Source organism: Neptunicella sp., assembly GCF_048268085.1.
Taxonomy (GTDB): Bacteria; Pseudomonadota; Gammaproteobacteria; order Enterobacterales; family Alteromonadaceae; genus Neptunicella.
This window is the reverse complement of record NZ_JBLWWF010000004.1, coordinates 52,162-75,643: the sequence shown is the minus strand read 5'-3', so window position 1 is coordinate 75,643 and position 23,482 is coordinate 52,162. Positions and strand designations below refer to the sequence as shown.

Here is a 23,482-nt window from a genome sequence, read left to right as displayed (position 1 = left end):
AGTATTTTACTGATATGAATGAGATGATAAAACAGGGTCTATCGTAGCAAGGCGCCTCTATCATGCCATTATCTCCATCACAGCAATCTGCTGAGCAAATCGAGCGAATGCTCGACAATGTTTGGTTGGCGATTAATCAACAAAATGTCGCGCAAGCTAAAAAACTGAGCCAGGAGTTTAATCAGGCTTATTCCGATAACGCTGATGGTTGGTTTGCGACCAGTTTTTTGGCATTTCAATTGGCTGACTTTCATCAAGGTTTGCGAAGTATAGAACAATCCTTGTTAATAGAGCCGACAGGTAGCCGGTGGTTATTGCACAAAGCACACTGTTTAGTGATGCTGGGACAACGACAGCACGCCCAGATGATAGCTGAACAACTACATCAAGCGGATCTTCCTGTAGACGCTGGTTTGTATGCCGAGTTTGCGTTGGTATTAAGCAAATTAGTACAGTATGAGTTGTCTGCACACTATTATTGGCAAGCGATTCAACAAACTCCGGATGATCCACAACTGCATTTTAACTTAGCTACCGTACAACGTTATTTAGGACGTTTAGATGAGGCTGAGCAGAGCTTGAATCAGGTGATTAAACTTAATCCCTTTGATACCGAAGCCTATCTGTTAAGGGCTGATTTACGCCCCCAAACTATCGCAAGCAATCATATAGAACAAATGCAGCGGTTATTACAGCAATATCGGTTTAATGATTTACAAACAAGTCAGATAAATTACGCCTTAGCTAAAGAACTGGAAGATATAAAACAATATTCACAAAGTTTTACCAGCTTGCAGCATGGGGCATTATTCCGCCGCAAGAACATACAATATGATGTGCAGCGTGATGTAGCTACGATTAACAAAATTATTCAGGTTTTTAATAAAGACTGTTTTGTAAAGCCGCCAGCGGGCTATACCAATAATGAAGCCATCTTTATTTTAGGATTACCTCGTACAGGCTCGACGTTGATAGAACGAATTCTGACTCACCACACTCAGGTCAGCTCTGCTGGAGAGCTGAACAATTTCAGTTTGCAAATGGTCGCTCAATGTCGGCGAAAATTAGGTCAATTACCGGCAGATAGGCTTGAACTGGTGGAGCAAACACGACATCTTGATGTTACCGCACTGGGGAAAGCTTATATTGATAGTACACGGCCAGAAACCGGTCATGTTAAGCATTTTGTCGACAAACTTCCGTTAAATTCACTTAATGTAGGGTTGATTCATTTAGCTTTGCCACAAGCCAAAATAATCCATGTGCAACGACATCCGTTGGATACTTGCTATGCCATATTTAAGCAACTATTTGTGCAAGGCTATCCTTTTTCCTACGATCTGGATGAGTTGGCCAGTTACTATATTGCTCATCATCGTCTTATGCAGCATTGGCGTGACGTTATCCCGCAAGCCATTTATACCATTGGTTATGAAAACGTCGTGGCAGATATTGACACCCAAGCCAAACAGTTGATTGAGCATTGTCAGTTAGATTGGCAACCCCAGTGCAGTTTGGTTGAATCGAATCAGGCACCATCGAATACCGCCAGCGCCAGCCAGGTTCGTCGCGGAATTTATAATAGTTCTGTGGCTAAATGGCGCCATTATGAAAAACCATTAGCTGGATTAAAACAATCACTTGAGCGGGCGGGAATTATATGCGATTAGTCATGTTCATCGTCGGCCATATTGTATTGTTACTATGCGGTACTAATGTCGTTCACGGCAACGAAAGTGATGAGGGCAGGCTTGAATCTGCGCTAATTAGCGGGGATGAGGTGACGAGTCCGATAATGATGGAACACTTGGATCTAGCGTCTACTCAAACGGTCGATATCAACATCCAAGGTACGTTTCAATTAATTCCTGCCAGGGATAAAAGTCGCTATTCATTATCAGCGACTAATGTAATTAATCAGATAGCTAATAAACCCCAATTTATCTTGCCCGTGTTGTCTTTTGACCTCGTGCAAAATGATCAAAATGAACTCATTCCGGTTAAGCGTGAATTACAGGTTAGCCAGCATGATTATTGGGACTATTTTGTAGGGGTAGGCAAAATTGGCATCGATCCGCTAAATAAGGGCTATTATCGTATTGCGTTGCCGCTCAGTTTGGTGGAAAAAAATCAAAACTGCGTCCATAACGGAGTTGTCACGTTTTTAGTCGACCAGCAATCTCAAGCCTCACATTTTTACTATCAGTTCAGTAGCGAAACCTGTGCCTACTTTAAACCCGATTTATGGGGAGTCGGACAAGTTGCTTATCAACCCTCGAAGATAGATGGAGCCCCGCGCATCATTCAAGCATATCAGCACGAACGGTCTTTGCGAATGACGAGTATGCCGCTGGCGACGCTGGCAGATAACATTGCGGGTTTAAAACTAAGTCAGCTAATGTTGCAGTCATCAATTCAACCAGCAGAAATGAGCCGCGTTGGTGTGGTGTATCAGGGCGTACATTATGTATCGAATTGCACGACTCGTATGGGGGATTATCCTTTCTGTCAGCAACAGGTGTTGCCTTCATATTCAACCGCTAAGTCTGTGTTTGCCGGGTTAACCATGTTGTATTTGGAACAACGTTTTGGCGATGTATTTGAACAACCCGTCTCCAAGTGGGTCGAGGCTTGTGATACAAAAACATGGCAGGGGGTGACATTAGCCGATTTGTTGAATATGACCTCAGGTCACTACGGTGTGGCCGATTATGGTGCTGATGAAGCCTCCGCGCAAACGCTAGTGTTTTTTGATGCGTTAACCCATCAGGACAAGATCCGTTTTAGCTGCCAACACTATGCCCGTCAATCAGCTCCGGGCCAGCAGTTCGTTTATCACACTTCAGATACGTATTTGCTTGGCACGGCACTAAGTCATTTTATTAAACAGCGAATTGGAAAAAGTACCGAGTTATTTAAGGACATTTTAGTTGATACGGTGTTGGCTGATGTACCGCTCAGTCCGGTATTCACTCAAACAAGAACGACCGCTGATGCCATTCAACAGCCCTTTGTGGGGTACGGATTATTTTATACAGCTGACGATATAGCACAAATTAGTCAATTTATTCAGCGACAGACTCAGTTAAGTCAGTCAAAGGCATTGTTAGCTCAGCCGCTGTTATCACAATCGTTGCAGCGAACAGGACAACCCAGTGGAAACGTAACGGAATATGATTACATCCGATACAGCAATGGCTTTTGGGCCAGAAATTTTACGAATCAGTTAGGCTGTAAACATTCCGCTTGGTTACCTTTTATGTCCGGCTTTGGCGGCATTACCGTTGCACTGTTGCCGAATCAGTTAACTTACTACTATTTTAGCGATACCCACCAGTATAACTGGGCTAGCGCGGTGAGTGAATTGAATAAAATAAAACCGATTTGTCAATAAAAAAGCACCTTCACAGGAGAACACTATTTTGACTCAAACTCAGGCTCAATCCATGCCAACCGCCTATTTGGCCAAGTATAAAGTGGCTCCTCATGGTGTGTTCGCAAGAATAATTTTGGCTTTTTTAACTACCGCAGGAATTTTTTATATCAATATTATTCCCGCGCTAGTAAGTGGCTTGATTGAAGGTTTGCAATTTAATAATCAGCAAGCCGGATTCGTTAGTTCGGCCAATCTATATGGAGCTGCGGCAGGAGCATTATCGGCGGTTTTTCTGATTAAGCGAATTAATTGGGTAAAGTGGTCATATTGTTTATTGGTGGGCTTAATTTCAATTGATCTGCTGTGTATTTATATTCGTTCGGCGGAATTGATGATTGTTATTCGTGGACTGCATGGACTGGTAGGGGGATTACTGGTAGGAATTGGTTTTAGTATTATTTCCCGGACCAATGAAGCAGATAAAACCTTTGGTTACTTGTTATTTATTCAATGGGGACTCGGTGGACTCGGGATCATGTATTTACCCGGATTAGTCCCCGAGTTTGGTACTGGTGCATTATTTTTGTCATTAGCCATTTTTAGTGTTGCGACCTTGTTAATGTTACCATTTTTACCTGCCTATCCGGTGCCGGAGCAACCCACCGTTGTTGTAGAGCAAACGAATGCCAGCCGCATGCCGCTGTTTTTTACTCTGGCGGGAATTTTTCTATTTCAAGCCGCCAATATGGGACTTTTTGCCTATATGATTGGTTTAGGTCGAGCCTCCGGACTCACACTTGAATTTATGAGTCCTGCGCTGGCATCAGCGAGTTGGATAGCGTTGCTAGGCGCATTTTTAGTGATTGTGGTCGGTACCCGTTTTGGCCGCACGATGCCTTTATTAGTCTCAGTATTACTGACCGCAGCGTGCAGTTGGGCTTTATTGTACAGTCAGAGTAGCCAAATTTATCTTATTGCAAATATTATTATTGGTATCACTTGGGCATTTGCATTGCCTTATATGTTTGGTATCTGTTCCGAACTGGATAAAGCGGGGCAGTTAGCGGCATTAGGTGGTTTCGCTTCAAAAATGGGGTTAGCTTCAGGTCCCATGGTAGCGGCGTTGTTAGTTGGTGAAGATCAATATGATGTGGTGATTAATGTCTCAGTAATTGTTTTGATCCTGTGCGCAATTGTTGTGTTAAAACCGGCTCGTTTACTCGATAACATTAAATCCAAATTAGCCTAGACATGGTTTATTTAAGCAGCCAATAACTGTTTATTTTACCCATTCCTTTAATTTCAATCTGGCCACGTAACTTACATTGAAAATGCTGTTTAACATGTTGGTAGGTGTGTTCGGTAATTTGGATTTTATCTCGTTGTCCGTTACTTTCCATGCGAGAAGCCATATTGACGGCTTCTCCCCATAAATCATAACTGAATTTGTTCTTGCCAATCACGCCAGCCACCACAGGGCCACTATTAATACCAATACGTAAACCGTTGTTAATATTATGGCTTTTACAAAAATGTTCGAAACAGTGTTGCATTTGCAAGGCGCACTCACATACTTGAATCGCGTGTTGTTTATCGGTGGTGGGAACCCCGCAAACGGCCATGATTTCATCCCCGATGGTTTTGATTTTTTCTAAACGATAGCGACTGAGGATCAGATCGAATTCGCTGTATAAATCATTGAGCAGCGCGACTAATTGAATGGCTGACATTTGCTTGGTTAATGTCGAAAAATTAGCAATGTCGGCAAATAAGATGGTGGCTTGTTCAAAATAATCAGCTACCGGTTGATTGGATTCTTTTAAACGCCGAGCGATGCTTGCTGGTAAAATATTCAGTAACAAGCTCTCGGAGCGTTTTCTTTCCAGATTGATTTTGTCCCGGTCCATTCGGGTATTGAGCTGAATATAAAACGCACACAGCGTTCCTGCGAACACCAAATTTATCAGATTGCTTATCCCAACCAGTTGGCTATAGCTGACATTGCTCTGCTCAGTGGGTAAATTAATAAAACCGAATAATAGCGCCAATAGTCCAAATAGAACAATAACAGCTTTGCTCAACAGTGGAGAGTCGGATTGAAATAAAAAAGGGCTAACAAAAATACCTAACAGGAAAAAGTAATGCACATTTGCTTGAGATCCAAGGTGCATGGCGGTGGCGATTAAGTAACAAATATAAATTAAAATTAAGCTTAGTTTCGCCAGTAAAAGGCGATGATGGTGATTAAAAAGTGGTACCAGCGGACAACATAAAATCGCAAATAGATTAATTGAGCATTGTTTGGCACCACCCTGATCCCAGAATGACAGCATCAAAGGTAATTGAACCGTTAAGGTCAGTCCCAGAATTAATACAATGATATTAGTGATACGAGTAGGGTTAACATTATCTAAACTAGTTGCTTGGCTTCCCGCCCGGATCCACAACGAGATAATCTTATGCATATTAAATCCCTTTAATACAAAACAGATGCTAAAAGTGTAGTCAAAGCACCTGTTTTGTCATTAAAGGACAGGATAAAAGATGGGGAATTAAGCTAAATCTTCCACAAAGGCGATGGCTCGGCCAATGTAATTTTCTGGCGTGAGTTGTTTTAGCTCGACTTTTACGCTATCAGGCAGTGCTAAGCTATCGATAAAATCAGCCATAATCACTTGATTAACCCGTTTGCCGCGAGTGAGCTCCTTGAGCTTTTCATAGGGTTTCTCAATACCGTAGCGACGCATCACGGTTTGAATAGGTTCGGCTAATAGTTCCCAATTTGTATCCAGTTCATCCAGTAAGCTTTGCGCGTTGATTTCCAGTTTGCTAATGCCTTTTAATGATGCCTGATAGGCAATTAACGCATAACCAACGCCGACGCCTAGATTACGTAAAACAGTGGAATCGGTTAAATCCCGTTGCCAACGTGAAATCGGAAGTTTAACGGATAAATGTGCAAAGATGGCATTGGCCAAGCCCAGGTTGCCCTCTGAGTTTTCAAAATCAATGGGGTTGACTTTGTGTGGCATGGTGGAAGAACCGATCTCACCCGCAATCGTTTTTTGCTTAAAGTGGCCTAACGCAATATAGCCCCAAATGTCTCGGTCAAAATCAATTAAGATGGTATTGAAACGGGCAATCGCGTCAAATAACTCGGCAATATAGTCATGAGGTTCAATTTGGGTGGTATAGGCGTTCCAGTTTATGCCTAGCGAGGTGACAAACTGTTCCGACAATTGATGCCAATCAACCGATGGATAAGCGGCTAGGTGGGCGTTGTAGTTACCAACGGCACCGTTGATTTTACCCATAATTTGCACGGCGGCAATCTGATCACGTTGACGTTGCAAACGGATCATCACATTGGCCATTTCCTTACCCATCGTGGTTGGGGTTGCCGGTTGACCATGAGTACGCGCCATCATGGCAACTGATTTATTTTCAATCGCTAAGCGTTTAATTTCACTGATTAACTTATCGCAATAAGGCAAAATTACGTTATCACGAGCTTCGTTTAGCATTAATCCATGTGACAGGTTGTTAATATCTTCCGAAGTACAGGCAAAGTGAATAAATTCATTGATGGCATGCAATTCAGCATTGCCCGCCACTTTTTCTTTTAAGAAATATTCTACCGCTTTAACGTCATGATTAGTGGTCGCTTCAATATCCTTGATCCGCTGTGCATCAGCCAATGAAAAATCACTGACAATGCTATCCAATAATTGATTCGCTTGGCTGCTCAAGGCTGGAACTTCAGCAATGTCAGGTTGGCTGGCAAGCATTTGTAACCAGCGTACTTCCACTTGTACGCGATATTTGGTTAAACCAAATTCACTGAAAATAGTTCTTAATTCAGTGGTTTTATTACCGTATCGTCCATCGACAGGGGATATGGCCGTTAGGGCTGATAGTTCCAAAGGGTATACTCCTAAATTTAATGAATTTGGTTAATGTTTTGCAAAGCCTGATGAGCCGCTTGCAAAATATTGCGGCGGCTAAACAATATTTGTCGACGCTTGCCACCTAATTGCCGCCATAATACCGCCGCTCGAATACCGGCTAATAATAAAGCACGTACTTTATGTTGATTAAGTGGTTGCTTAAGTTGCTCTGGCTCTCCAGCAACCTGTATTTTTGCACCAATGGGACTGACCACATCAGTATAAACGCTAGCGATGTTACTCAGCATCTGGCTATCAAATAATGAATACAGCGATTGCTGTCGTTGTAGCTGGCTAATTCGCTCTGCTAATTCCTGCATTTTCTTGTTATTTTTAGTTAGCCTGCGCTCTAATTGCAATATACCGGCAATATAACGGGTTATTTCAGCATCTTTTTTTACCGCTTTATTACTTAACTGGGCACTGAGCGTATTAAATCCCAATTTTAGATTAGCCATGCTCCCAAACACTTGCTCGGTATTATCTGCGTCTACCACTATTAATGAATTAATACTGGCTTGGAATGCATTTTCATCCACCTGTTGTTTGCGGGCTATTTGTTGAACCAGCGAGGCCGCCTGACAAATTGCCGCCAAGGCAAGATGTTTATCTTGAATTGAATCAGTCATGTTATCGAATATAACTCTCTATAATGCCACCACCTAAACACACATCATTTTGGTAAAACACCGCAGATTGTCCTGGCGTAACGGCTTTTTGTGGCTCGTCAAAGTGTACTTCAATATGGTCCTGCTGCACCGTCAACTGACAGGGGATATCTTCCTGCCGATAGCGGGTTTTCACTGTGCATCGCAAACTAGTTTGTGGTCCCAGTCTGTCGACCCAATGCAGTTGGTTAGCAATTAGTCCAGTTGAGTAAAGCAATGGATGATCGGCACCTTGACCAACAATTAATACATTTCGGGCAATATCTTTATCTACCACGTACCAAGGTTCTTCACCATATTGGCTTAAGCCACCAATATGTAGCCCCTTGCGCTGACCTAATGTGTGATACATCAATCCTTCATGTTCACCAATGGCTTCGCCTTCAGCAGTTTCGATGACGCCAGGTTGGGCGGGCAAATATTGACTCAAAAAGTCTTTAAATTTACGTTCACCAATAAAACAAATGCCAGTGCTGTCTTTTTTATCGTGAGTGACCAAGCCTTGTTGCTCGGCAATTTTGCGTACTTCCGGTTTTTGCAGATGGCCAATAGGAAAGAGCGTTTGCGCAATATGCTCATGACTTAAGGTATACAAGAAATAACTTTGATCTTTATTACTGTCGTGACCACGCAGCATCTGCCATTGGCCATTTTGCATACCCCGTTGGACGTAATGGCCAGTGGCAATATAATCTGCGCCCAGCTCTTCGGCGGCAAATTCAAGGAAGGCTTTAAATTTAATTTCCTTGTTGCACATAATATCGGGATTAGGTGTTCTGCCAGAACGGTACTCGTCTAAAAAATACTCAAAAACATTATCCCAATATTCGGCGGCAAAATTGATGGTGTGCAAGGGCATACCCAACTTATCGGCAACGGCTTGGGCATCGGCCAGATCTTGCGCCGCAGCGCAATATTCATCAGAATCATCCTCTTCCCAGTTCTTCATAAATAGTCCTTCAACCTGATAGCCTTGCTGTTGAAGAAGGTAAGCTGATACGGATGAATCTACTCCGCCGGACATACCGACGATGACTTTTGTTTGACTATTTTCTGACATGATTGAAAACGAAGGACTTTTCCGAAAATTATGGGAGGCGCATTCTAGCAAATCAGGTGCTTAAAATCACCCATGATATGGGAATAGATTAGATCTCAATATATTCACCGCTGGCGATACCATCGAGTGTCCAGTTACCAACGCGGTAACGGATTAAACGCAGTGTGGGGTGACCGACATGGGCTGTCATTCTGCGTACTTGTCGATTGCGACCTTCAGTCAACGTCAGGCTGATCCAGCTAGTTGGAATATGCTGTCTAAATCTAACTGGGGGATTACGTGGCCACAGTTCAGGCTCATCGATAAGCGTGGCTTTGGCAGGCAAGGTCATACCATCTTTAAGCTCGACGCCCTTTTCCAGTTGTTGTAATTTTTCCTGATTGATTTGTCCTTCTACTTGAACCCAATAGGTTTTACTGGTTTTATGTTTGGGATCGGCTAATTTATGTTGTAATTTGCCATTATTGGTTAATACCAGCAAACCTTCACTATCTCGGTCTAATCGTCCAGCAGCATAAATATCGGTAATATCGATAAAGTTTTTCAAAGTAGGGCGCTGTTCAGCGTCGGTAAACTGGCATAACACATTGAAAGGTTTATTAAACAGAACAACTTTCTGCTTACTGATATTTTTATTCGAAGGCCGATGTTTAGCCATAGAGAATAATCCTTTTGGGATATAAAATAAGATTTGGCAATTTGCACTAATTGTTGAATTGTTTATTATCCCACACCACATTGAAGAACGATAATGCATTTATTGTCGTCAAATTGTTTTTAATTAAGCATTTATATGCAATATCCAGGAGCCTAAAAGTAACATGACTAGTGAAAACAAGCCTGACATCATATATACCAAAGTAGATGAAGCGCCTGAATTGGCCAGCGGATCATTTTTGCCCATTGTTAAGGCTTATACCAAAGCCGCGGGGATTACGGTAGGCAGCAAGGATATATCGTTAGCGGGACGTATATTGTCGCAATTTCCTGATTTTTTGGACGAGTCTCAACGTCAATCAGATGATCTTGCCGAGTTAGGTGACTTAGTCAAACTGGCCGATGCAAATGTGATTAAATTGCCTAATATCTCGGCTTCGGCTCCACAGCTTGATGCAGCGATTAAAGAACTACAATCTCATGGGTATGCCATTCCATCCTATCCGAATGAAGTAAAAACCGAACAAGACGCTAAGGTAAAAGCGCTCTATGAAAAAATTAAAGGTAGTGCGGTTAACCCAGTATTGCGCGAAGGTAACTCCGATCGTCGGGCGCCATTAGCGGTAAAAGAATTTGCCAAAAAACATCCGCATAGCATGGGAGAGTGGACGAGCGATTCCAAAACCCATGTTGCTACCATGGCCGACAACGATTTTTTCCATAATGAAAAATCTACCACTATTGCTAAAGCGACAAACGTCGCTATTGAATTTATTGGCGCTGACAATCAAGTTGAAACACTAAAAGCCAATATTCCGTTACAAGCCGGTGAAGTGGTTGATGCTACCGTAATGAATAAAAATGCCTTATGTGCATTTTTAGAACAACAAATTGCCGATGCTAAACAACAGGGTGTTTTGTTCTCGTTACATATGAAAGCGACCATGATGAAGATCTCAGATCCGATTATTTTTGGTTATGCGGTCAAAGTTTTCTGCAAAGAATTATTTAGTAAATATGCTGATTTATTTGCCGAGCTAGGTGTTAATCCAAATAACGGTTTTGGCGACGTCGTGGCCAAAATTGCGGCGTTGCCCGCAGACCAAAAAGCGGCCATTGAAGCTGATATTCAACAATGTTTTGCGGCGCAACCCGATTTATACATGGTTAATTCTGATAAGGGCATCAGTAATTTACACGTACCTAGTGATGTTATTATCGATGCCTCCATGCCTGCCTTAATCCGTGCTGGTGGTAAAGGTTGGGGACCCGATGGTCGCGAAGCTGATACCAAGTGCGTTATTCCTGATAGTTCCTATGCGGGCGTTTATGACGCAACTATTAAGTTCTGTATTAAGCATGGTGCGTTTAATCCTGCTGAAATGGGCAGTGTTTCGAATGTTGGATTGATGGCGCAAAAAGCGGAAGAATACGGCTCCCATCCACAAACTTTTGTGGCACCGGGAAATGGTCAAATTAGGGTTGTCAGCGAAAGTGGTGAAGTTATCCATCAGCATGATGTTGAACAAGGTGATATCTGGCGTATGTGTCAGGCTAAAGATGCGCCGATTCAGGATTGGGTAAAATTAGCGGTTAATCGCGCCAAAGCCACAGGTTCACCAGCGATATTCTGGTTAGATAAAGACCGTGCTCACGATGCAGAGTTGATCAAAAAAGTACAACAGTATTTACCAGATCACGATATTAAAGGACTGGATATTCAAATTATGTCTCCAGTTGAAGCAACCGAATTGTCATTAGCCCGTATGAAAGTCGGTAAGGATACTATTTCGGTAACCGGTAACGTTTTACGTGATTACTTGACCGACTTATTCCCTATTTTGGAAGTCGGTACCTCCGCCAAAATGTTGTCCATTGTGCCATTAATGAATGGTGGTGGATTATTTGAAACCGGCGCAGGTGGGTCAGCGCCAAAACATGTTCAGCAATTAGTGGAAGAAAATCATTTACGTTGGGATTCTTTAGGTGAGTTTTGTGCATTAGGTGCGTCCCTTGAGCATTTGGCTAACCTAAAAGGTAATGATAAAGCGGCAATCATGGCTAAGTCTTTGGATGTTGCCGTGGGCAAATTACTCGACAACAACCAGTCTCCAAGTCGCAAAGTGGGTCAGCACGATAACCGTACCAGCCATTTTTATATTGCGCTGTATTGGGCTCAGGACTTGGCTTCTCAAACTAATAATGCTGAATTGCAAGCTCATTTCCAGCCTATTGCTAAATCCCTGCAGGAAAATGAACAGACAATCATTTCTGAAATCATGGCAACACAAGGACAGGCTGTTGATTTAGGCGGTTATTATCATGCTGACGAAAGCTTAGTCGCCAAAGTGATGCGCCCGAGCGATACGCTGAATAATATTATTGGTTAAAATTATTATTCTTTGACCATAAAAAAAAGCAGATGAATTATCATCTGCTTTTTTATTGTTTATATGATTTATTGTTGGGGTTCTGCGGATATGTTTGCTGCATGCAAACCTTTAGGTCCGGCTTCTACCTCAAAATTAACTTCCTGACCTGCTTTAAGGGAGCGATATCCATCCATTTGAATAGTTGAATAATGTGCAAACACGTCTTCACCACCATCATCAGGTACAATAAAACCGAAACCCTTTGCATTGTTGAACCACTTGACTTTGCCAACTGCCATACTTCTGTTTCCTCTGTAATCCCTTGAACTATCTCTTGCTTGTCCCAATATTGTTAATTGGGACATAAACATCTGGAGAAATCCAAATGTTCCCTAAAACTGTAGGTTTTTTAACCTAAATGTGTCAAGTCTAATTTAATTATTTTATTAAATAGTCACTTTCGCGGTATAAATAGGGTTAAAGTAGACCCCAACAGCTATTATTTTATGAAAGAAGTGAATGCAGTAGGAATAAGCCACGAAAAACAGCTGGATGCGGTTAAGAAAAAAATACAACCGCCGCCAATGTATAAAGTGATGCTAAATAATGACGATTACACCCCAATGGATTTTGTCGTCGAGATATTGGTGAGTTTTTTTAATATGAATATTGAAAAAGCGAATCAAGTTATGCTGACTGTGCATTATGAAGGTAAAGCCGTATGTGGCGTATATAGTGCAGAAGTGGCAGAAACAAAAGTGATGCAAGTTAATCAGTACGCGCGTAAACATCAACATCCATTGATGTGTTCATTGGAACAGGCGTAAACTGGACATATAGAATAGAAGTATTCATGCGATGGTTTAGCAATAGGATGCTGTTAACTGATAGGTGATTGATAAAGTTGATCACGATATTGATAGTTAAAACAGTACGATCATTGGCCTGAACTGAATAATGACGCAGTATGAGGATCCAACAGATGTTAAATAAAGATCTGGAACAAACCCTGAATGAAGCCTTTATCTTTGCTCGGGAGCATAAGCATGAATTTATGACCGTAGAGCACCTGTTGCTGGCCTTGTTAGGCAATGCTTCGGCCTGTGAAGCGTTGCAAGCCTGTGGAGCCAATATACAAAGTATTAAGAATGAATTAGAAGATTTTGTAAAAGACACCACACCAATTATTTTAGAAGAGCAAAGTAACGAGCGAGAAACTCAGCCTACCTTAGGTTTTCAACGAGTATTACAGCGAGCTGTTTTTCACGTGCAGTCGTCCGGTAAAGAAGAAGTAACGGGTGCTAATGTGTTAGTGGCTATTTTTTCTGAACAGGAATCTCAAGCGGTATATATTCTGAAAAAGTCCGATGTAACCCGATTGGATGTGGTCAATTTTATTTCTCATGGTGTGTCCAAGAGCGAAGAAGACCGCCCAGCTCAAATTGAAACCGAACAAGAATCTGGCGATGGTGATGATCGTACCAGTGTGCTGGAACGCTATTCCAGTAATCTTAATTTGATGGCTGAACAAGGAAAGATTGATCCTCTGATTGGCCGGGATGGCGAAGTTGAACGTACTATTCAGATACTATGTCGTCGTCGCAAAAATAATCCTTTGCTAGTGGGTGAAGCTGGAGTGGGTAAAACCGCTATAGCTGAAGGACTCGCGTACCGGATTGTACAAAAAGATGTTCCCGAGGTAATCGAGAACGCCACCGTATATTCGTTGGATTTAGGCAGTTTATTAGCGGGCACTAAATATCGTGGTGACTTTGAAAAACGTTTAAAAGCGATATTACACGAACTGGAAAAAGATCCGGACGCGATTTTATTTATCGATGAGATCCATACCATTATTGGAGCCGGGGCTGCTTCCGGAGGGGTAATGGATGCCTCTAATTTATTAAAACCCAAGCTATCCAGTGGCGAGTTGCGTTGTATTGGCTCTACTACTTATCAGGAATATCAAAGTATTTTTGAGAAGGATAGGGCGCTGGCGCGTCGCTTCCAGAAGGTCGATATTGTTGAACCCAGTGTGGAAGATACCACTAAAATCTTGCTGGGTTTAAAAAGTCGCTATGAAGAACATCATAGCGTGCGTTTTACTCGTCAGGCGATCAAGGCTGCGGCAGAATTATCGGCTAAATACATTAATGAACGGCATTTACCGGATAAGGCTATTGATGTAATGGACGAGGCGGGAGCTAGTCAACGTTTATTGCCTGTCTCGAAGCGCAAGAAAACCATTAGCGTGGCCGATATTGAACATATCATTGCCAAAATTGCCCGTATTCCGGAAAAATCCGTTTCCGCTTCTGACAAAGAAGTACTCAAAACCCTGGATCGCCATCTTAAAATGGTGGTATTTGGGCAAGATGAGGCTATCGATACATTAACTAATGCAATCCGCTTATCACGTTCTGGTTTGGGTAATGAACAAAAACCCATTGGTAGCTTCCTGTTTGCCGGCCCAACCGGGGTAGGTAAAACAGAAGTGACCCAACAATTAGCCAAAATAATGGGAGTTGAACTGGTTCGTTTTGATATGTCCGAATATATGGAGCGGCATGCGGTCAGTCGTTTAATTGGCGCTCCTCCCGGATATGTGGGATTTGAACAAGGTGGTATGCTAACCGATGCGGTAATCAAAAACCCTTATTCCGTAGTATTGTTAGATGAGATTGAGAAGGCCCATAGCGACATCTACAACATTTTATTGCAAGTAATGGATCACGGTACCCTAACCGATAATAATGGCCGCAAAGTGGACTTTAGGAACATTGTGTTAGTAATGACAACCAATGCCGGGGTACTTGAAACTATTCGCAAATCTATTGGTTTCAAACAGCAGGATCACAGCCATGATGCGCTTGGTGAAATCAATAAAGTGTTTACTCCTGAGTTTCGTAATCGTCTCGACGGCATCGTCTGGTTTAATCATCTGGATAATGAGGTTATCTTGCAAGTGGTTGATAAGTTTGTGGTTGAATTGCAAGCTCAACTGGATGCGAAAGGCGTGTCTCTCGAAGTGAGCAATGCCGCTCGCCTTTGGTTAGCTGAAAAAGGCTATGATAAGAGTATGGGAGCCAGACCAATGGCCCGTATGATTCAAGAGCAAGTCAAAAAACCATTAGCTAATGAACTATTATTTGGTGAGTTAGCTCAAGGGGGAGATGTGGTGATTGATGTTAAAGATGATCAGCTTGACTTCAAATACCAGGTGCAAAAAGAGAAAGTGAAATAACGTCTCAAATACAGATACTAAAAAACCCAACTTTATAGTTGGGTTTTTTGTTGGTACCAAGCTTGGTTATATTAAGCTTAAACAGCACTATCTGGCGCGATAAATAATCCGACCTTTAGATAAATCGTATGGCGTCATTTCAACGGTCACTTTGTCACCAGTCAGAATACGGATATAGTTTTTGCGCATTTTGCCGGAAATATGTGCAGTTACAACGTGACCATTTTCAAGTTCAACTCGAAACATAGTATTTGGAAGGGTATCCTGAACAGTACCTTCCATTTCAATACAATCTTCTTTCGCCATCTAGTTAAAAAACCTCTGTTTTAAAGTAACGCTCAATCATATATTTTTGCTGAATAACGTTACGTTTTGATCAATGATAAAAAGCCGCGCAGATTTTGCCCAATAAACGGCTAAGAGTAAAGCATTAGTCTGTATTTTTTACGAAATCCAGCCATTTATTGTCGATAAAGCGCTGATGTGGGTAATATTTCGCCTTATAGTTCATTTTTGAGCAGGCATCAATTTGGTAGCCAAGATAAAGATAGGGTTTCCCGAGCATCTTGGCCTGCTTAATCTGGCATAGTATGGCATAAGTGCCAAGTGAACGTTCATCTAATTCTGGTGCATAAAATGTATATAGCGCGGATAGCGCATTAGATACTTCATCGGTGACAGCTACAGTAACCAGTTGATTATCCAGCCACAGTTCAATAAACAATTGCTTGGCAACATCTTGAGTTAGAAAGCTTTCATACTGTTCTTTATTAGGCGGAAACATACTGCCGTCATGATGGCGTTGATTAATATAGCGTTGGTAGAGAGCGTAATAGTTATCTTGTTCGATGCGATTGATGACTATTTTTATATCTTGGTTTTTATTCATAATGCGCTTTTGGCTACGCGATGGTTTGAATGCGTCAACGGGGATACGTAATGACTGACATGCTTGGCAATTTATACAATGTGGACGATATATTTGCTCACCGCTGCGCCTAAAACCGGAATTGAGTAATTTTTCATAGGGTTGTTGAAGTTCTGCGGATTGCTCTGCTAATACGATCAATCGCTCTTGCTGATCGGGTAAATAAGCACATTGAAAAACTTGAGTAATGCCGAATTTCATATTAGCCATTGAGTACTTTTGCACTCCATATATCATCAGGCAAGGTATCCTGACGATTGACTGACAAATTCAGGGCGTCAATAAACTGTTTACGTGGCATAGCGATGACCCCCATGGTTGCCAAATGCGGGGTAACCATTTGACAGTCAATAAAATCAAATTGATGTAGTTGTAAATAGTGCACTAACCAAAACATTGCCAGTTTTGAGCAGTTAGCGTGGAGATGAAACATGGATTCACCACAAAACACCCGTCCAACAGACACTCCATATAAACCACCCACTAATTCATTTTGCTGCCAGACTTCAATGGAATGTGCATGACCATGGTGGTGGAGTCGCTGATAGGCTTGAATCATTGAATTGGTGATCCAGGTACCATTATCCATTCTTGGAATATTGGCGCACAATTGAATAACTTGTTCAAAATCCTGATTTAAACTAATCCGATAGTGATTTTTGCGGATTAATTTTTTAAGACTTTTGGAGCAATGAAAGTCGCTTAAAGGTAAAACGCCTCTTTGTGAGGGAGACCACCACATAATGGGTTCATTTTGACTAAACCAAGGGAAAATGCCGCTTTGATAGGCTAATAAAAGCCGGGCTATGGATAGATCCCCTCCAAATGCTAATAAACCATCAGGCTCATCCAGTGCCATTTCCACGTCCGGGAAGGTTAATTGTTGATTTATTTTGGTCAGAACTAAGGACATGGAGAAGAATATAAAGGCCTCAAAAGAGGCCTTTATATCATTATCTTACTATAAAGCATCAAGATATTTTTCGGCATCCAATGCGGCCATACAACCGGTGCCCGCTGAGGTTATTGCTTGGCGATAAATGTGGTCGGATACATCACCCGCAGCAAAAACACCTTTTACGCTGGTTTGAGTAGCATTTCCTTCAGAACCACTTTGCACTTTGATATAGCCATCTTGCATCTCAAGCTGACCTTCAAAAATTGCTGTGTTGGGTTGGTGTCCAATGGCAATAAACAAGCCCATAATATCAACTTCTTCAGTGCTATCAGACTGGGTATCTTTGATGCGAATTTTAGTCACGCCCATTTCGTCGCCCATGACTTCATCAAGCGTGCGGTTCAGGTGCAACGTTACATTACCGTTTTGGGCTTTATCCATTAAACGATCGACTAGAATTTTTTCACTGCGGAAGCTATCACGACGATGGATAACGTGAACTTCAGAGGCGATGTTGGAAAGGTACAGGGCTTCTTCCACAGCAGTATTACCACCACCGACAACGGCGACTTTCTGGTTGCGATAGAAAAATCCATCACAAGTTGCACAGGCTGAAACACCTTTACCCATAAAGGCTTGTTCACTTTCCATGCCTAAATACTTGGCCGATGCCCCTGTCGCGATAATTAATGCATCACAGGTATAGGTGCCATTGTCACCGGTTAACGTGAAAGGGCGCTGGCTAAAATCAGTTTTATTAATGTGATCGAATATAATTTCGGTGTTAAATTTTTCAGCGTGTTTTTGCATACGAACCATTAAATCCGGGCCAGTTAAGCCTTCCGGATCACCAGGCCAGTTTTCAACTTCTGTGGTGGTGGTCAATTGGCCGCCTTGCTGGATCCCGGTTAATAACACCGGGTTTAAATTGGCTCGGGCGGCATAAACGGCAGCGGCGTAACCAGCAGGGCCTGAGCCCAAAATAAGTAGACGACAATGTCTTGATTCGGACATGAAAAACTCCATCAATTTATGAGTAACAGCGGCTTACATGATAAGCACACAATGTAATGTTTTGAATAAATGGGCGCAAATTGTTGTATTTCAAGTTTATCTTAAAATTAATCTGCATGATTTTGGTGTTAATTGGATATGTTTTGTAACTAATAGTCATAATTAAAGTCTAATTTAAATTAGCGATATAGGTGATTAAAAGGTAATCTTAGTCATATCGAAAGAGGAGTTGTTGTTATGGCACAGACACTGGCAATGATGTTTAGAGAAGGTCAGCAGTATATGCAGGTATGGCCTCAAAAAAAGGAATTGTACGGGTTATTTCCCGAGTGTCGGGTGGTTGCTGCGACCAAGTTCAGTATTAAAGTCGTTCCTCCTATGGCTGTGGCGGTCGTCACATTGCAATATAATTATTTTGGGGTTGAACAGTTACCTCAGGCGTTGGCGTCGGCTGCGTTTTTACTTAGTTTGCCATTACAAGGATTATTGTGGTTAGGGCATCGAGCTAATCAGGCGTTACCACCTTCAATGGTGCATTGGTATCGTGATATCCATCAGAAAATGCAGGCACAAGGTTGTCGATTGCAGGCAGTCAAAGCCAAACCTACTTATAAAGAATTAGCCCGTTTATTAAAAACCGCATTTGATGAGTTAGATAAGGTATTTACCCGTCAGTGGTTTTAGGTTTTAAAAAAAGAATGGGTGACCAAGATGGTTTGCGGAATTTGTGTGATGCCTAAGGCAAGTCTCAACAGTAATATAAGAGGATCTTTTACCAATATTAACTTTGGCCGTTAATTTTAGGCTAAAAGATCCACATTATGTTTATCCATCAACGCGGCTTGCTGAGGATTTTTTTTGTAAAAATTCAACTCAGTTTTTAACGTTGTCGTGCCAGCTGGGCGTTCAATCAGCATTTTAATTTTATAATCCTTGTTATTGGCTTGTAATTCCATCTTACTGGAAGCCAACTCATCCGGTTGAGCGTTTATTTCCCGAGCAATATTGGCCTTATTAACGTCTGTTGTTGCGTCAGCCGCTTGCACAGCCACTTTATCAGACGATTGAGCCTGTTGTGTTGTTGCTGACCGATGCCCAAATGGCTGAACTGGTACATCGGAAGCAAAGTTTACCGATATATTCATTTTACTACCCTCCAACGAATATATCGGCGCTATAAATTAGAACTTTAGAGGTTTTGATTATTTATTATGCAAGTAATGTTTGTCATAAAAAGTGCTAACCCAGCCGGGTAAATAAATAATTAGCAGAGTGATAGTCATGCCATTGAGCATGCCTTCTGGAAATAGTAACAATGGTGTAAGGATCAAATAGTTATCCATGATGGTTTGCCAATCATAAATACCATTTAAGTAATAATAACCACTCATGAGTAACATTTTTAACGCTAACGCAATAATGCCACCGGCAAAAGCACATACAAATATATAAATAAACAAATGTCGAGGCAGTTTGTGAAACGATAGACTAAAAATTAGATAGCTCATTGCGATGGGGGCCAGGCAACCGAGCAGGCCGTTAATCCCTAACATCGATATATCTTCCAAACCCGCTAAGGTGGTACAGATTAAGGCAATCGCGGAGGCGATAATGGCCCACCTTAATCCTAATACCAAGGGTAAGGCTGATAACCACAAAAAGTGCACATTCAAACCGGGATAAATTCCGGTACGAAATAACCAGAGTAAAAAGAGACAAACACTACTGCCGAAAACTAAATGTTGAGTCTTACCATGTTGGACTAATTGCAGTAACGGTGAGGCTTTTAGAGCCCAACCAACGACAAAAACATATATAAGCAGGGCCACACTATGCATTATATCCATACTAACAACGACTTAATCGGATAATATGACTCATTGATAGGTTGCCCAAATAGGAGCGTGATCTGACGGTTTTTCTATGCCGCGCAGTTCATAATCAATGCCGGCATCCACCAAACGAGTATGGAGTTTTTCTGTGGCAAGGATCAAATCAATGCGTAGCCCACGATTATCGTCAAAACCTTTGGAGCGATAATCAAACCAACTATATTGGTCATCCACATTCGGATGTAATTCACGAAAACTATCTTTAAACCCGCGAGCTAACAAACGATCTAACCACTCCCGTTCTTCGGGCAAAAAACTGCACTTTCCAGTTTTTAACCAACGCAAACGATTAGGTTCACCGATACCAATATCACAATCTTGATGAGATATGTTGACATCACCCATCACAATCACTTGTTCATCAGAGCCAAGAGTCGATAGATATTGGTTTAAATCAGCGTAGAATTTTCTTTTGGCGTGAAATTTGAGTGGGTGATCAATACTTTCGCCTTGTGGAAAATAACCATTTAACACTCGCACTTTCTGTCCATCCGGCATTTCTACCGTTGCCATAATCATGCGTCGCTGGGCATCGTCTTCATCGCTTGGGAATCCGTACTGCACATCAACTGGCGGTTGTTTACAAAGTAAAGCCACGCCATAATGACCTTTCTGTCCATGGTAGAAAACCTTATATCCGGTAGCTTCAACTTCCTCTAGGGGGAACATATCGTTGTGGACTTTGGTTTCCTGTAAACCTATAACGTCGGGCTGATGTTTGTCGATTAGTGCTTGTAATTGGTGCTGTCTGGCTCGTAGGCCATTAATGTTAAAAGAGATAAACTTCATTTACTTTTCTCAAACAGATATATTGCTCGCATGGTAGCAAATTGTTTGCTGATATTGCCAGTGAGACCGAACAATGCTGATCAATTTAGGGCACAGTTACATTGAATATAGTCAACACTCCACGCTTGCTGATTCGGCATATATCCACTGATGATGCTGAATTTATTTACTTATTACTTAATGAGCCTGACTTTATCCGGTTTATTGGTGATCGTGGGGTGCGTAATAAAATAGATGCCCGTCGTTATATTATTAATGGCCCGCAAAAGAGTTATGTGACCCATGGATTTGGGCTATGGTTAGTTTGTATGGCTGGCAGTAATGAACCCATCGGAATGGCTGGGCTGATTAAAAGAGAAGGATTGGAGCATATTGATATCGGTTATGGATTTTTGCAAAAATATCGTGGCCAAGGGTATGCTTTTGAAGCCGCTCAGGCCATCATGAAATATGCGAGAACAGATTTAAAACAAGATAAAGTGATTGCGATAGTCTCGCCTGATAATATTGCCTCGATCCAATTATTGGAAAAATTGGGGTTAGGTTACCAACAATTAGTCCGTTTACCTGGCGAGCAACAAGACTGCCAATTGTACAGCTAAAGATGAAAGAACTAGAAAAAGGCCTGGGTGATAACAACTATCAAATTGCGGTTTATATTGCCAATACACCACCGCTAACTGAATACCTGCAATTGCAACAGATTTCCCCCTTATTGCCGGGTGAACTTTATGCCATAGGGCAAAGCTGTGGCAATGGCTGGCGTAAAGTATTTAATGTCTATGCTAAATTGATATTTGCCCTTAGTGCGGAGCGATTTACCTTTACCTCGTCGACGTCAACATGGCAGGATTATCGTGATAGCACATTGTTGCAAGCGGGCAGTGGTACGGCATTGATTTTTGGTTCACCCAAAAACAGTGGTAATCGACAAGTCATTCGGATTATTTGTGGTAAAACCCACGGTTTAACAAGTTTCACTGACTACGCCTTTGAATGGCTTGATGCGCATTTTGCTGTATGTCGTGAACATAACATGATTGTGTGTCCTTATTTCGACTACCGTCAGTTAACCAATGAGCGTATCGAAAGACTGGCGCTATTAATTAATACATTTAGAGAGAATTACCCTTGACTGAAAAGCAGCCAAACAATCCATTACATGGAATAACTCTTGAACAAATAGTCATAAAGCTAGAGCAGCATTACGGTTGGTCACAGCTGGGTAAATTAATCAATATTCGTTGTTTTCAGAATGATCCCAGTGTGAAATCCAGCCTCAAGTTTTTGCGACGTACTCCCTGGGCTAGGGCTGAAGTTGAAGCCTTATATATCCGCACAATTAACAGCCCTTGGGTGAAGGATCAGTAATCAAATTGGGGTTCGTCGATAGGTGGTGTTTAAAAACAAGTAAATAGCAAAGCCCTAGTAACAACATTATGCCTCCAGTAAACATGCTCCATTGCGCACCAAGTAAACTAATCGCACCGCCCAACAAGGCAAATAGCATATTGGCCAGACAAAATATACTGGATAGTAAGCCTAACAAACGTCCCTGATTTTGCTGACTGAATGTATCGGTAATGAATACCGGTAGTAAACCGTTATACAACGCATTGGCAATTCCCATTAAAGCAACATAGAGGTATAGATACTTTAATGGGATCCAGAATACGCATAGCATCAATATACTTAAGCTGGTGATCCCGCATAATATTGTCGGCAACAATCCCAATCGTTGTTTAACACGTTCCACGATTAAAGCGCTGGTAATCACCATTAACATGGTGAAAATGGCATTAGCCCAGCCTATTTGCAGACTATTGAATTGAAATTGATCCACTAGCCATACCGGCATAAATTCGTACAAGCCATTTAACCCCAACATAATGAGCAGATATATCCAGAAAACATGTCTGATCAGTGGAAACTTTAACAATCCGAATGAATTTTGTTGACGTATCTTTGTAAATAAACGGGTTGGGCCGCATTCGTTGTTAATTGTCGTTTCCGGCACCCATAACCAGACCAATATTACTGACAATCCCACCATCAGTGCTGCGGTGTAAAACACTATTTCAGCTCCGTAAAGCATTAGATATCCACCAAGCAGTGGCCCAATTAGCCACCCTAAATAGGTAATGGCGTATAGCCACGAGAATGAACGGGTTTTATCAATAACAGGATGTAAGTCACCAGCAATGGCGCGCACTATCGAAATATTACCTTCACATAATCCGGTAATAAAACGGGCAATAAAAAACAGTAAGAAATGTTCAGTTATCACTGCAATCACGGTCAGAATATAACCTGCTGTGCTCAGTATTAAGGATATAAGCAATACTTTTCTTCGCCCATAACTATCTGATAGTGCGCCAATAAAAGAGCTTCCTAATAACATTCCAAATGGATAAGCCGCCAGTAATGCTGCCAATAGTAATTTGGGATCTATTTGCATGAAAACAGACAAGTGACTGTCGTTATTTGCCAAAAACAGTGGAGCGAGTACGGGATAAGGTAAAGCAATCCCGATAGTACTGACGATGCTGACTAGCATAGTCGTTAATAGAATCAAATGGGCTTTGGTTGAGGTCATGTTTGCGCTTCGATTGAGGAAAAGATTCGTTTCTCACCTGT

General features: G+C 41.8%; 24 protein-coding genes. 10 read left to right on the top strand and 14 right to left on the bottom strand.

Annotation, left to right across the window (positions count from 1 at the left end; all coding sequences use genetic code 11):
* Positions 1-62: 62 nt before the first annotated feature.
* Genes ACTD55_RS04200 through ACTD55_RS04190 form a run of 3 tightly spaced genes read left to right on the top strand, consistent with a single transcriptional unit; the run spans position 63 to position 4,625 of the window.
* Positions 63-1,670, top strand: coding sequence for a tetratricopeptide repeat-containing sulfotransferase family protein (locus tag ACTD55_RS04200; protein ID WP_438863057.1), 1,608 nt, complete (start codon positions 63-65; stop codon positions 1,668-1,670).
* The gene (locus tag ACTD55_RS04195; RefSeq protein ID WP_438863056.1) at positions 1,661-3,394 is read left to right on the top strand and encodes a serine hydrolase domain-containing protein; all 1,734 of its coding nucleotides are present in this window, start codon (positions 1,661-1,663) and stop codon (positions 3,392-3,394) included. The genes ACTD55_RS04200 and ACTD55_RS04195 overlap by 10 nt, the downstream gene beginning before the upstream one ends.
* A gap of 28 nt (positions 3,395-3,422) precedes the next feature.
* Entirely contained in the window at positions 3,423-4,625 is a 1,203-nt protein-coding gene (locus ACTD55_RS04190; RefSeq protein WP_438863055.1) for an MFS transporter, read from the top strand.
* A gap of 7 nt (positions 4,626-4,632) precedes the next feature.
* On the opposite strand, the gene ACTD55_RS04185 is transcribed toward ACTD55_RS04190, so the two are convergent.
* The 5 genes from ACTD55_RS04185 to ACTD55_RS04165 form a co-directional block, all read right to left on the bottom strand.
* Positions 4,633-5,841 (bottom strand): adenylate/guanylate cyclase domain-containing protein, encoded by a 1,209-nt coding sequence (locus ACTD55_RS04185; protein WP_438863054.1) that lies wholly within the window; start codon positions 5,839-5,841, stop codon positions 4,633-4,635.
* 87 nt (positions 5,842-5,928) lie between these two features.
* The gene (gene purB, locus ACTD55_RS04180) at positions 5,929-7,299 is read right to left on the bottom strand and encodes an adenylosuccinate lyase (protein WP_438863053.1); all 1,371 of its coding nucleotides are present in this window, start codon (positions 7,297-7,299) and stop codon (positions 5,929-5,931) included.
* 17 nt (positions 7,300-7,316) lie between these two features.
* On the bottom strand, positions 7,317-7,952 hold the full coding sequence (gene hflD / locus ACTD55_RS04175) for a high frequency lysogenization protein HflD (protein WP_438863052.1): 636 nt from the start codon (positions 7,950-7,952) through the stop codon (positions 7,317-7,319).
* Position 7,953: 1 nt separating this feature from the next.
* Entirely contained in the window at positions 7,954-9,051 is a 1,098-nt protein-coding gene (mnmA, locus tag ACTD55_RS04170) for a tRNA 2-thiouridine(34) synthase MnmA (RefSeq protein ID WP_438863051.1), read from the bottom strand.
* 88 nt (positions 9,052-9,139) lie between these two features.
* Complete coding sequence (locus ACTD55_RS04165; protein ID WP_438863050.1) at positions 9,140-9,709, bottom strand: rRNA large subunit pseudouridine synthase E; 570 nt, start codon at positions 9,707-9,709, stop codon at positions 9,140-9,142.
* A 163-nt stretch (positions 9,710-9,872) separates the two neighbouring features.
* Between ACTD55_RS04165 and ACTD55_RS04160 the strand changes: the two genes are divergently transcribed.
* Positions 9,873-12,098: an NADP-dependent isocitrate dehydrogenase gene (locus ACTD55_RS04160; RefSeq protein WP_438863049.1), complete on the top strand. Its 2,226-nt coding sequence runs from the start codon at positions 9,873-9,875 to the stop codon at positions 12,096-12,098.
* 68 nt (positions 12,099-12,166) lie between these two features.
* On the opposite strand, the gene cspD is transcribed toward ACTD55_RS04160, so the two are convergent.
* On the bottom strand, positions 12,167-12,379 hold the full coding sequence (gene cspD / locus ACTD55_RS04155; protein WP_438863048.1) for a cold shock domain-containing protein CspD: 213 nt from the start codon (positions 12,377-12,379) through the stop codon (positions 12,167-12,169).
* 207 nt (positions 12,380-12,586) lie between these two features.
* Here cspD and clpS point away from each other — a divergent pair, with 207 nt between their 5' ends.
* Both clpS and clpA read left to right on the top strand, forming a co-directional pair.
* A complete protein-coding gene (clpS, locus tag ACTD55_RS04150) occupies positions 12,587-12,907 on the top strand; it encodes an ATP-dependent Clp protease adapter ClpS (RefSeq protein WP_438863047.1) in 321 nt (106 codons plus the stop codon).
* Between the two features lie 155 nt (positions 12,908-13,062).
* Positions 13,063-15,324 carry an ATP-dependent Clp protease ATP-binding subunit ClpA gene (gene clpA, locus ACTD55_RS04145; RefSeq protein ID WP_438863046.1) on the top strand — a complete coding sequence of 754 codons (2,262 nt, stop codon included), beginning with the start codon at positions 13,063-13,065 and terminating at the stop codon, positions 15,322-15,324.
* 87 nt (positions 15,325-15,411) lie between these two features.
* On the opposite strand, the gene infA is transcribed toward clpA, so the two are convergent.
* From infA to trxB, 4 genes are all read right to left on the bottom strand, one after another.
* A complete protein-coding gene (infA, locus tag ACTD55_RS04140; RefSeq protein ID WP_006003271.1) occupies positions 15,412-15,630 on the bottom strand; it encodes a translation initiation factor IF-1 in 219 nt (72 codons plus the stop codon).
* Positions 15,631-15,754: 124 nt separating this feature from the next.
* Positions 15,755-16,453: an arginyltransferase gene (locus ACTD55_RS04135; protein ID WP_438863222.1), complete on the bottom strand. Its 699-nt coding sequence runs from the start codon at positions 16,451-16,453 to the stop codon at positions 15,755-15,757.
* A 1-nt stretch (position 16,454) separates the two neighbouring features.
* Positions 16,455-17,165 carry a leucyl/phenylalanyl-tRNA--protein transferase gene (gene aat, locus ACTD55_RS04130; protein WP_438863045.1) on the bottom strand — a complete coding sequence of 237 codons (711 nt, stop codon included), beginning with the start codon at positions 17,163-17,165 and terminating at the stop codon, positions 16,455-16,457.
* Between the two features lie 48 nt (positions 17,166-17,213).
* Complete coding sequence (gene trxB, locus ACTD55_RS04125; RefSeq protein ID WP_438863044.1) at positions 17,214-18,164, bottom strand: thioredoxin-disulfide reductase; 951 nt, start codon at positions 18,162-18,164, stop codon at positions 17,214-17,216.
* Between the two features lie 237 nt (positions 18,165-18,401).
* Between trxB and yfbV the strand changes: the two genes are divergently transcribed.
* On the top strand, positions 18,402-18,848 hold the full coding sequence (gene yfbV / locus ACTD55_RS04120; protein WP_438863043.1) for a terminus macrodomain insulation protein YfbV: 447 nt from the start codon (positions 18,402-18,404) through the stop codon (positions 18,846-18,848).
* 116 nt (positions 18,849-18,964) lie between these two features.
* Here the strand turns inward: yfbV and ACTD55_RS04115 are convergent, their stop codons facing one another.
* From ACTD55_RS04115 to xthA, 3 genes are read right to left on the bottom strand one after another with little or no spacing between them, the layout of a single operon-like run.
* Entirely contained in the window at positions 18,965-19,309 is a 345-nt protein-coding gene (locus ACTD55_RS04115) for a hypothetical protein (protein ID WP_438863042.1), read from the bottom strand.
* A gap of 57 nt (positions 19,310-19,366) precedes the next feature.
* The gene (locus ACTD55_RS04110; RefSeq protein ID WP_438863041.1) at positions 19,367-20,011 is read right to left on the bottom strand and encodes an energy-coupling factor ABC transporter permease; all 645 of its coding nucleotides are present in this window, start codon (positions 20,009-20,011) and stop codon (positions 19,367-19,369) included.
* Positions 20,012-20,041: 30 nt separating this feature from the next.
* The gene (xthA, locus tag ACTD55_RS04105) at positions 20,042-20,845 is read right to left on the bottom strand and encodes an exodeoxyribonuclease III (protein WP_438863040.1); all 804 of its coding nucleotides are present in this window, start codon (positions 20,843-20,845) and stop codon (positions 20,042-20,044) included.
* A 101-nt stretch (positions 20,846-20,946) separates the two neighbouring features.
* Here xthA and ACTD55_RS04100 point away from each other — a divergent pair, with 101 nt between their 5' ends.
* The 3 genes from ACTD55_RS04100 to ACTD55_RS04090 are packed head-to-tail and all read left to right on the top strand — an operon-like array spanning position 20,947 to position 22,216.
* Entirely contained in the window at positions 20,947-21,447 is a 501-nt protein-coding gene (locus tag ACTD55_RS04100) for a GNAT family N-acetyltransferase (protein ID WP_438863039.1), read from the top strand.
* Positions 21,448-21,449: 2 nt separating this feature from the next.
* On the top strand, positions 21,450-21,980 hold the full coding sequence (locus tag ACTD55_RS04095; protein ID WP_438863038.1) for a DUF6942 family protein: 531 nt from the start codon (positions 21,450-21,452) through the stop codon (positions 21,978-21,980).
* Complete coding sequence (locus ACTD55_RS04090) at positions 21,977-22,216, top strand: VF530 family DNA-binding protein (protein WP_438863037.1); 240 nt, start codon at positions 21,977-21,979, stop codon at positions 22,214-22,216. The genes ACTD55_RS04095 and ACTD55_RS04090 overlap by 4 nt, the downstream gene beginning before the upstream one ends.
* Here ACTD55_RS04090 and ACTD55_RS04085 read toward each other — a convergent pair.
* Positions 22,188-23,441: an MFS transporter gene (locus tag ACTD55_RS04085; RefSeq protein ID WP_438863036.1), complete on the bottom strand. Its 1,254-nt coding sequence runs from the start codon at positions 23,439-23,441 to the stop codon at positions 22,188-22,190. The two genes, ACTD55_RS04090 and ACTD55_RS04085, sit on opposite strands and share 29 nt — an antisense overlap.
* Positions 23,442-23,482 lie beyond the last annotated feature (41 nt).

Coding starts and splice junctions, on each gene's coding strand:
- ACTD55_RS04200 (WP_438863057.1), top strand. CDS start 63: ATGCCATTATCTCCATCACAGCAATCTGCTGAGCAAATCGAGCGAATG.
- ACTD55_RS04195 (WP_438863056.1), top strand. CDS start 1,661: ATGCGATTAGTCATGTTCATCGTCGGCCATATTGTATTGTTACTATGC.
- ACTD55_RS04185 (WP_438863054.1), bottom strand. CDS start 5,841: ATGCATAAGATTATCTCGTTGTGGATCCGGGCGGGAAGCCAAGCAACT.
- hflD (WP_438863052.1), bottom strand. CDS start 7,952: ATGACTGATTCAATTCAAGATAAACATCTTGCCTTGGCGGCAATTTGT.
- mnmA (WP_438863051.1), bottom strand. CDS start 9,051: ATGTCAGAAAATAGTCAAACAAAAGTCATCGTCGGTATGTCCGGCGGA.
- ACTD55_RS04165 (WP_438863050.1), bottom strand. CDS start 9,709: ATGGCTAAACATCGGCCTTCGAATAAAAATATCAGTAAGCAGAAAGTT.
- ACTD55_RS04160 (WP_438863049.1), top strand. CDS start 9,873: ATGACTAGTGAAAACAAGCCTGACATCATATATACCAAAGTAGATGAA.
- cspD (WP_438863048.1), bottom strand. CDS start 12,379: ATGGCAGTTGGCAAAGTCAAGTGGTTCAACAATGCAAAGGGTTTCGGT.
- clpS (WP_438863047.1), top strand. CDS start 12,587: ATGAAAGAAGTGAATGCAGTAGGAATAAGCCACGAAAAACAGCTGGAT.
- clpA (WP_438863046.1), top strand. CDS start 13,063: ATGTTAAATAAAGATCTGGAACAAACCCTGAATGAAGCCTTTATCTTT.
- infA (WP_006003271.1), bottom strand. CDS start 15,630: ATGGCGAAAGAAGATTGTATTGAAATGGAAGGTACTGTTCAGGATACC.
- ACTD55_RS04135 (WP_438863222.1), bottom strand. CDS start 16,453: ATGAAATTCGGCATTACTCAAGTTTTTCAATGTGCTTATTTACCCGAT.
- aat (WP_438863045.1), bottom strand. CDS start 17,165: ATGTCCTTAGTTCTGACCAAAATAAATCAACAATTAACCTTCCCGGAC.
- trxB (WP_438863044.1), bottom strand. CDS start 18,164: ATGTCCGAATCAAGACATTGTCGTCTACTTATTTTGGGCTCAGGCCCT.
- yfbV (WP_438863043.1), top strand. CDS start 18,402: ATGGCACAGACACTGGCAATGATGTTTAGAGAAGGTCAGCAGTATATG.
- ACTD55_RS04115 (WP_438863042.1), bottom strand. CDS start 19,309: ATGAATATATCGGTAAACTTTGCTTCCGATGTACCAGTTCAGCCATTT.
- ACTD55_RS04110 (WP_438863041.1), bottom strand. CDS start 20,011: ATGGATATAATGCATAGTGTGGCCCTGCTTATATATGTTTTTGTCGTT.
- xthA (WP_438863040.1), bottom strand. CDS start 20,845: ATGAAGTTTATCTCTTTTAACATTAATGGCCTACGAGCCAGACAGCAC.
- ACTD55_RS04095 (WP_438863038.1), top strand. CDS start 21,450: ATGAAAGAACTAGAAAAAGGCCTGGGTGATAACAACTATCAAATTGCG.
- ACTD55_RS04085 (WP_438863036.1), bottom strand. CDS start 23,441: ATGACCTCAACCAAAGCCCATTTGATTCTATTAACGACTATGCTAGTC.